Origin of the sequence: Clostridium sp. HV4-5-A1G, from assembly GCF_900184915.1 — a bacterium.
In the GTDB taxonomy this organism is placed as follows: Bacteria; Bacillota; Clostridia; order Clostridiales; family Clostridiaceae; genus Clostridium_B; species Clostridium_B aromativorans.
Map to the genome: position 1 here is coordinate 1 of NZ_FXYI02000201.1, position 6104 is coordinate 6104.

4 protein-coding genes are annotated in these 6104 nt (G+C 30.8%); all 4 read left to right on the top strand.

Annotated elements, in window-relative coordinates:
* The first annotated feature begins 44 nt into the window (after positions 1–44).
* The 4 genes from recF to gyrA are packed head-to-tail and all read left to right on the top strand — an operon-like array spanning position 45 to position 5804.
* Positions 45–1136, top strand: coding sequence for a DNA replication/repair protein RecF (recF, locus tag J5G60_RS15955; protein ID WP_150358855.1), 1092 nt, complete (start codon positions 45–47; stop codon positions 1134–1136).
* Between the two features lie 19 nt (positions 1137–1155).
* A complete protein-coding gene (gene remB / locus J5G60_RS15960; protein WP_150358856.1) occupies positions 1156–1419 on the top strand; it encodes an extracellular matrix regulator RemB in 264 nt (87 codons plus the stop codon).
* 19 nt (positions 1420–1438) lie between these two features.
* Entirely contained in the window at positions 1439–3352 is a 1914-nt protein-coding gene (gene gyrB, locus J5G60_RS15965) for a DNA topoisomerase (ATP-hydrolyzing) subunit B (protein ID WP_150358857.1), read from the top strand.
* A 16-nt stretch (positions 3353–3368) separates the two neighbouring features.
* Positions 3369–5804: a DNA gyrase subunit A gene (gene gyrA / locus J5G60_RS15970; RefSeq protein ID WP_150358858.1), complete on the top strand. Its 2436-nt coding sequence runs from the start codon at positions 3369–3371 to the stop codon at positions 5802–5804.
* Positions 5805–6104 lie beyond the last annotated feature (300 nt).

The following is a 6104-nucleotide window of genomic DNA, read 5'->3' on the forward strand; positions in this document are numbered from 1 at the left end:
ATGTATTATATAATGTGATATAATTATAAATAGGTGTTTTTAAAATGTATATTAAATACTTAAAACTTATAAATTTCAGAAATTATAGAGAGCTTAATATCAAATTTGACAAAGGTATAAATGTATTTACTGGGGGGAACGCTCAGGGAAAAACAAATTTACTTGAAAGTATATATTACTGCAGTATAGGCAGATCTCCTAGGACAAATAAAGATAAAGAGTTAATTAACTGGCAGGGTAAAGAGGCTTACATAAAAGCTTATATAGAAAAGAAACAATTAGATAAAAGTATAGAAATAAAGATATTTAAAGAAGGTAAAAAAGGAATAAATATAAATTCTATAAAGGTAAATAAATTATCTCAACTTATGGGAGTTTTTAATGTAGTAATGTTTTCCCCTGAGGATTTGAAAATAGTAAAAGAATCACCCATTTATAGAAGAAAATTTTTAGATATTGAACTTTGTAAATTTAGTAAAAAATATTATTATAATCTAGTTCAATACAACAAAGTTTTAAATGAAAGAAATGCTTTACTAAAAAAATGGATCAACCATAATTATGACATAATTAAGATTTATGACAAACAGTTATCTAAATATGGCGGATTTATAGTAGAGATGCGAAATAAATATATAAAAAGGCTTAGCGAAAAAGGAAAAATTATTCATAATGATATAACCTCAGGAACTGAAAATATAGAATTTAGATACGTGACACAATTAGAAGATGTAAATAAACCAGAAAATAGCTTATTTGAATTGTTGAATGTAAACAGAAAAAGGGATATGGAACGAGGAACTACTCTTTGCGGGCCACATAGAGATGATCTTATCACAAATATAAATGGAATAAATGTCAGAAATTTCGGTTCTCAGGGGCAACAGAAAACATCAGTTTTAACTATGAAATTTGCTTCTCTTGAAATAATAAAGGAGATTATAGGTGAGTATCCTGTTTTGTTATTAGATGATGTTTTATCTGAATTGGACTCAAATAGGCAAAATTATATATTAAATTCTATAAATAAAATACAAACATTTATAACTTGTACAGGAATAGACGATATTAAAAAAAATTCTCAAAGTAAAGCAGATTTATTTGTTGTAAAAAATGGTAAGATAACTATGATTTAGTTTTGAAAGGAGATTATTTATGTTTTTACATTTAGGTGAAAATATAGTCGTTCCAATAAAAGATGTAATTGGAATATTTGATGTTGATACTTCAACATATAATTCTGACACGATTCAATTTTTGAGAATGGCTGAAGAAGATGGATTTGTTCAAAAGATTACGAAAGATAAACCTAAGTCTTTTATTATTGCCGAAGTAAATAAAAAGAGTAAAATTTATTTGTCACCTATATCTTCATCTACATTAACTAAAAGATCAAAAGCTTTAGATTATGAACTTTAAGACGAATAGGAGGATAGATATGCAGCAGGAAAAAAAACAAGTTTATGATGAAAATCAGATACAGGTGCTAGAAGGTTTAGAAGCTGTGAGAAAAAGACCAGGGATGTATATTGGAAGTACAAGTTCAAGAGGACTTCACCATTTAGTATATGAAATAGTAGATAACAGTATAGATGAAGCATTAGCAGGATATTGTGATAAGATAGATGTAATTATTCATAAAGATAACTCAATCACAGTTATAGATAATGGAAGAGGTATGCCTGTGGGAATGCATCACAAGATGAAGAAACCTACTGTGGAGGTAATAATGACCATATTGCATGCAGGAGGAAAGTTTGGTGGTGGAGGATATAAAGTTTCTGGTGGGCTTCATGGAGTAGGTGCCTCTGTTGTAAATGCACTATCTGAGATCTGTGAAGTTGAAGTAGAGAGAGAAGGACATATATGGAGACAGGTTTTTAAAAGGGGAAAAGTAGCAACGGGATTAGATATAATAGGTGATACTGATAAGCATGGTACTAAAATTCATTTCAAGCCTGATTCTGAAATATTTGAAGATATAGAATATGATTATGATATATTATCACAGAGATTAAGGGAACTGGCTTTTTTAAATAGAAATATAAAGATAAATTTAAAAGATGAAAGAGATGAAAAAGAAGAACTATTTCACTATGAGGGCGGAATAAAATCGTTTGTAACATACCTAAACAGAAATAAGCAGACAATTCACAAAGCACCCGTGTATATAGAAGGAAAAAAGGAAGATTATTCTGTAGAAATTGCTATTCAATACAATGATGGGTATACTGAAAATATTTTTTCTTTTGCCAATAACATAGATACAGTTGAAGGTGGGACTCATCTAGCTGGATTTAAGTCAGCTTTGACAAGAGTGTTAAATGATTATGCAAAAAAGTTTGGAATATTGAAAGAAAATGATAAAAATTTATCAGGAGAGGATATAAGGGAAGGTCTTACAGCTGTAATATCTGTAAAGCTGGTAGATCCCCAATTTGAAGGCCAGACTAAAACAAAACTTGGAAATAGTGAGATGCGTGGTATAGTAGATAGTATACTGGGAGAAGGGTTGAATAATTTTTTACAGGAAAATCCTCAAGTTGCAAAAATAATATTAGACAAATCTTTAATGGCATCTCGTGCTAGAGAAGCTGCGAGAAAAGCAAGGGAACTTACAAGACGTAAGTCCATACTTGAAAATACATCTCTTCCGGGAAAACTCGCCGATTGTTCATCTAAAGATTCCTCTGAATGTGAAATATATTTAGTTGAGGGAGATTCTGCAGGAGGATCAGCAAAACAGGGTAGAGATAGAAATTTTCAAGCCATATTGCCACTTAGAGGTAAAATAATGAATGTTGAGAAACAGAGACTTGATAAGATACTGGGTTATGAAGAGATAAGATCTATGATAACTGCTTTTGGCGCTGGAATAGGAAAAGAATTTGACATTGGTAAAATAAGGTATGAAAAAATAATAATAATGACAGATGCAGATGTTGATGGAGCACATATAAGAACGTTATTACTTACATTTTTTTTCAGATATATGAAAGCTCTTGTAGAAAATGGTCATGTCTATATAGCTCAACCGCCTTTGTATAGAGTATATAAAAATAAAAAGGAATACTATGCATATTCGGATAAGGAACTTGAAATAGTGTTAAATGAATTAGGTGGAAAAGATAGCAACGTGGATATACAAAGGTATAAAGGTCTTGGAGAGATGGATTCAGAGCAGCTTTGGGATACTACAATGAATCCTAGTACTAGAACACTTATTCAAGTAAATGTAGATGATGCTATGGCTGCTGATGAAATTTTCACTATACTTATGGGTGATAAGGTAGAACCTCGTAGAAATTTTATAGAAGAAAATGCTGGGAAAGTTGTAAACTTAGATATATAGTAGAGAGGTGTAGTTGATGTTTGATGAAGGTAAAATTTTACCAGTAGACATAAGTAAAGAAATGAAAAAAAGTTATATAGAATATGCAATGAGTGTTATTGTAAGCCGTGCTCTTCCAGATGTAAGAGATGGATTAAAGCCAGTTCATAGAAGAATATTATATTCTATGCATGAACTTGGGTTGACTCCAGAAAAGGGTTATAGAAAATGTGCTAGAATTGTAGGGGATGTGCTTGGTAAATATCATCCTCATGGAGATTCAGCTGTTTATGATGCTTTAGTCAGAATGGCACAGGATTTTTCAATAAGGTATACTCTAGTTGACGGACATGGAAATTTTGGTTCAGTAGATGGGGATAGTGCAGCAGCTATGAGATATACTGAAGCAAAGATGAATAAAATAACTCTTGAAATGTTAAGGGATATAAATAAAAATACGGTAGATTTTGTTCCCAATTTTGACGGTGAAGAAAAGGAACCTTCTGTATTACCATCCAGATTTCCTAATTTACTTGTAAATGGATCAGCGGGGATAGCTGTTGGCATGGCTACAAATATACCACCGCATAATCTCACTGAGGTTATAAATGGTGTGATAATGATAATAGATAATCCAGAAGTTACGATTGATGAATTGATGACATCTATAAAGGGGCCTGATTTTCCAACTTCGGGTATAATAATTGGTACCTCAGGCATAAAAGATGCCTATAAAACTGGAAGGGGGAAAATATTAGTAAGGGCTAGAACTGAAATTGAAGAGGTAAATGGGAGAAATAGAATACTTATAACTGAAATTCCATATCAGGTAAATAAATCAAAACTTATAGAAAATATAGCTGATCTTGTGAAAAATAAAAAAATAGATGGAATATCAGATATTAGAGATGAATCAGATAGAGATGGAATGAGAGTTGTAATAGAATTAAAAAGAGATGCTAATCCCAATGTTACTCTCAATCAGTTGTATAAACATACAAGAATGCAGGATACTTTTGGAATAATAATGCTGACTCTTGTAAATAATGAACCAAAAGTATTGAGTTTAAAACAAATGCTTGTTTATTATTTGCAGTTTCAAGAAGAGGTTGTAACCAGGAGGACTCAGTTTAACTTAGATAAAGCACAAGCTAGAGCTCATATTCTTGAAGGATTGAAAATAGCGTTAGATCATATTGATGCAGTAATAAATTTAATAAGATCTTCTAAAACTACAGAAATTGCGAGAAAGGGTTTGATGGCTGAATTTGATCTTTCTGAAAAACAGGCCCAGGCTATATTGGATATGCGGCTTCAAAGACTTACAGGTCTTGAAAGAGAAAAAATTGAGAATGAATACAATGAGTTGATGGAAACAATTAGGCATTTAAAAGAAATTTTGGAAAATAAATCTATTTTATTGAGTATAATTAAAGACGAACTTATTGAAATAAAAAATAAATATGGTGATGAAAGAAAAACTGAAATACAAGTAAGTAATAGTGACATAAATATCGAAGATTTAATTGATGAAAAAGAAGTGGTTATAACCTTAACTCATGAAGGTTATATAAAAAGAATCCCAGCAGATACCTATTCTTCTCAAAGAAGAGGTGGAAGGGGAATCCAGGCAATGGCTACTAAAGAAGATGATTTTGTAGAGCATATATTTATTACTTCAACTCACAGTCATATTTTATTCTTTACAAATAAGGGCAAGGTATATAAGCTTAAAGGATATGAGATCCCTGAGGCAGGTAGAACTGCTAAAGGTACAAATTTAATTAATTTACTACCTTTAGATATAGATGAAAAAATTCAAGCCGTTATAGCTTTTAAAGAAATTGATAAGGATAATTATTTCATAATGGCAACTAAGAACGGTTTAATTAAGAAAACTAAAATAGATCAATATACTTCCATAAGAAGAAATGGTCTAAATGCTATAAATTTAAAAGATGAAGATGAACTTATACAGGTTAGAATGACTACGGGGAAAAGCGAAATAATTATTTTCACCAAAAATGGTTATGCAATAAGATTTAGCGAGGAAGATGTGAGGCCTACAGGCAGAAATACTACAGGTGTAAAAGCAATAACATTGAGAGATAGTGATATAGCTGTTTCTATGGATATTGTCGATGAGAGTCAAGATGTTCTTGTCGTAAGCGAAAATGGATTTGGTAAGAGAACTCCTATAGATGAATATACTATCCATAGGAGAGGTGGAAAGGGCATGATAACATATAAAGTTACGGAAAAAACGGGATTAATAGTTGGAGCTAGAATTGTAAAAGATGAAGATGAGATTATGCTCATAAATAGCAGTAATGTGGCTATAAGACTCAATGTATCTGAAATATCTACTACGAGTAGGAACACTATGGGTGTTACACTTATGAAAACGGGAGAGGAACAAAGAGTAGTTGCTATTGCCAAAATAAATTGTAGTGATGATATTGAAAATAAATAGTTTTTTATAATTGTTGTCAGTGGTATATTTAATAGACTTAAATATACCACTGGTTATTGTGATTAAGCTTTGATAAAAAATTTTAAAAATGTATTGACTCTATTCAATTAAGATGTTAGAATATAAAAGCTGTATTAATTAAAAAGGCATTGAAAGTTTATATTTGTGAGGTATTGATAATCTTAAACTAATATGGTAAAATAAAATAGTTGTTGATATTTAGGATGATCCTTGAAAATTGAACAGAATAAATATAGGGAAACTTATATGAGAATAAACCAGCAATTCTTTTGAGCTGCG